Here is a 3,206-nt window from a genome sequence, read left to right on the forward strand (position 1 = left end):
CGCGCTTGGAGCGTGCCTGGCGTTCGGCAAGTTTCTGTTCCTCTTCGCGTTGCAGCCGCGCGTTGCGCTGTTCAAACCGTCGCCGGGCCCGGTCGCGCTTGAGGCTGCGTGCCTCGCGTTCATGATCATTGGAGGCCAGCCCGCCGACAATCGGTACCACGGTGCTCAACGGACGCATTTCGATGCAATCAACCGGGCAGGGTGCTACACACAGGTCGCAACCCGTGCACTCGTCGACAATCACCGTGTGCATCAATTTGGCAGCACCGACGATAGCGTCCACCGGGCAGGCCTGGATGCATTTGGTACAGCCGATGCACTCCGCTTCACGGATAAACGCGATCTGTGCGGGCGCTTCCCCTCGAGATGTGTCCAACTCCAGCACCGGGAGCTTCAACAGCTGCGCCAGGCCTGTAATGGTTTCCTGGCCGCCCGGAGGGCACTTGTTGATCGCCTCGCCTTGGGCAATGCCTTCTGCGTAGGGCTTGCAGCCAGGATGCCCACATTTGCCACACTGGGTTTGCGGCAGCAGGGCGTCGATACGTTGAATCAGGCTCATGGTTTGATCATTGCGTTGGAACCCGGAAAAGCCACAGCCAACAACGGGCCGACAGCAAACAGAATCCGATTATCCGGCAAGCGAGGAGGGGGTACTAGCTGAAACCGCCCCATGGCCGAGACCATGAGGCAGTTAGCCATTGTTACTTGATGCGCTGACCCGGCTTGGCGCCGCTGTCCGGGCTCAACAGGTAGATCTCTTCACCGCCAGGGCCGGCCGCCATCACCATGCCTTCGGAGATACCGAACTTCATTTTCCGCGGCTTGAGGTTGGCGATCATCATGGTCAGGCGACCATCGAGCTTGGATGGGTCCGGATAGGCGCTCTTGATCCCCGAGAACACGTTGCGTTGTTCATCACCGATGTCCAGGGTCAGGCGCAGCAGCTTGTCGGCGCCTTCCACGGCTTCGGCCTTGAGGATCAGGGCCACCCGCAAGTCCACCGCAGCGAAGGCGTCGAAGTCGATTTCCGGCGACAACGGATCTTTCGCCAGTTCGCCATTGCCCGCAGGTGCAGCGTCGCCGGTATCGGTCTTGCTGGCCTCGAGGTCTTCTTTCGATGCGTCGGTCATGGCCTGCACTTTTACCGGGTCGATACGGGTCATCAGCGGCTTGAACTCATTCAACTGATGGTTGCCGAGCAGTGTCGCATGGTCATTCCAGGTCAGCGGCGGCACATTGAGGAACGCCTCGGCGTCGGCTGCCAGCAATGGCAACACCGGCTTGAGGAAGATCACCAACTGACGGAACAGGTTGACGCCCGTGGCGCAGATCGCCTGGACTTCAGCCTGCTTGCCTTCCTGCTTGTTCAGCGACCACGGCGCCTTGTCGGCGATCCAGGCGTTGGCGCGGTCGGCCAGGCCCATGATTTCGCGCATGGCCCGGGCAAAGTCGCGAGCTTCATAGGCATCGGCGATGCTCGGCGCGGCGGCCAGGAATGCATCGGTCAACTCAGGTGCGGCATTTTCAGCCACCAGCACCCCGGCGTTGCCCTTGTGGATAAACCCGGCGCAACGGCTGGCGATGTTGACGACCTTGCCCACCAGGTCCGAGTTGACCTTCTGTACGAAGTCTTCCAGGTTCAGGTCCAGGTCGTCGACACCACGGCCCAGCTTGGAGGCGTAGTAGTAGCGCAGGTATTCCGGCGACAGGTGGTCCAGGTAGGTGCGCGCCTTGATAAAGGTGCCACGGGACTTGGACATCTTCTGGCCGTTGACCGTCAGGTAACCGTGCACGGCAATGCCGGTTGGCTTGCGATAGCCCGAACCTTCAAGCATTGCAGGCCAGAACAGCGCGTGGAAGTTGACGATGTCCTTGCCGATGAAGTGGTACAGCTCGGCCGTGGAGTCCTTGTTCCAGAACGCGTCGAAGTCCAGCTCCGGCGTGCGGTCGCACAGGTTCTTGAAGCTGGCCATGTAGCCGATCGGCGCGTCCAGCCACACGTAGAAGTACTTGCCTGGCTCGCCCGGGATCTCAAAGCCGAAGTACGGCGCATCGCGGGAGATGTCCCACTGTTGCAGGCCGGCGTCCAGCCATTCGGCAATCTTGTTCGCCACGGCGTCCTGCAGGGTGCCGCTGCGGGTCCAGGTTTGCAGCATCTGCTGGAAATCCGGGAGCTTGAAGAAGAAGTGCTGGGAATCCTTGAGTACCGGGGTGGCGCCGGAGATGGCCGACTTCGGATCCTTCAGGTCGGTGGGCGCGTAAGTGGCGCCGCATTTCTCGCAGTTGTCGCCGTACTGGTCCTCAGTGCCGCATTTCGGGCAGGTGCCCTTGATGAAGCGGTCGGCCAGGAACATTTTCTTTTCCGGGTCGAAATACTGGGTGATCGAACGCGTGGCAATGTGCCCGGCGTCCTTGAGGCGCAGGTAGATCTGGCTCGACAGCTCGCGGTTTTCGTCGGAGTGGGTCGAGTGGAAGTTATCGAAATCCACCAGGAACTCGGCAAAGTCGGCGCTGTGTTCAGCCTGGACGTTGGCGATCAGTTGTTCCGGGGTGATCCCTTCCTTCTCGGCGCGCAACATGATGGCCGAACCGTGGGCGTCGTCCGCGCAGACATAAATGCATTGATTGCCGCGATGCTTCTGGAAGCGCACCCACATATCGGTCTGGATGTACTCAAGCATATGGCCAAGGTGGATAGAACCATTGGCATAGGGCAGGGCGCTGGTGACGAGGATCTTGCGTGGCTCGGACATGGGGCTCGGCTACTTGATGAAACGGAGGTCGGCCACTATAAAGCGCCGGGAAATTTATTTCACCCCGTGCGGCTGTTTCCGGATTTTCCCGCAGGCCGAAAGCGTGCCGCTGGGGCGCTGGAACGGTTAGGATAGCCGCCTGTTTTAGTCAGTCTTTTTTCGGGAGTAGCCCATGAGCGCCGTCAATCGCGCAGCGGTGGAAGCCGTTCTTCGCCAGTACACCGACCCCTACCTGAACCAGGACCCGGTCAGCGCCGGGTGCGTACGCGCCATCGACGTGCAGGGTGACAAGGTTTCGGTCCAGCTTGAGCTGGGCTACGCTGCAGGCCTGTTCAAGAGCGGCTGGGCGCAGATGCTGCAAATGGCCATCGAAGGCCTGGACGGCGTCAGCTCGGCCAGGGTCGACATCCAGTGCGTGATCGCCCCGCACAAGGCCCAGGCGCAGGTTCCGGG

General features: G+C 61.0%; 3 protein-coding genes. 1 reads left to right on the forward strand and 2 read right to left on the reverse strand.

The window, feature by feature from the left end:
* Together rsxB and metG are read right to left on the reverse strand one after the other, a co-directional pair.
* On the reverse strand, positions 1 to 559 hold a 559-nt coding region (gene rsxB, locus HX846_RS30810; RefSeq protein WP_178966840.1), incomplete at its 3' end, for an electron transport complex subunit RsxB.
* Positions 560 to 701: 142 nt separating this feature from the next.
* Entirely contained in the window at positions 702 to 2,753 is a 2,052-nt protein-coding gene (gene metG, locus HX846_RS30815; RefSeq protein WP_003208690.1) for a methionine--tRNA ligase, read from the reverse strand.
* Positions 2,754 to 2,925: 172 nt separating this feature from the next.
* Here metG and HX846_RS30820 point away from each other — a divergent pair.
* Positions 2,926 to 3,206 (forward strand): iron-sulfur cluster assembly protein (locus tag HX846_RS30820; RefSeq protein WP_178966841.1); only part of this gene is annotated, 281 nt, incomplete at its 3' end.

It is taken from the genome of Pseudomonas sp. K5002 (assembly GCF_013386655.1).
Taxonomy (GTDB): domain Bacteria; phylum Pseudomonadota; class Gammaproteobacteria; order Pseudomonadales; family Pseudomonadaceae; genus Aquipseudomonas.

Coding starts and splice junctions, on each gene's coding strand:
- metG (WP_003208690.1), bottom strand. CDS start 2,753: ATGTCCGAGCCACGCAAGATCCTCGTCACCAGCGCCCTGCCCTATGCC.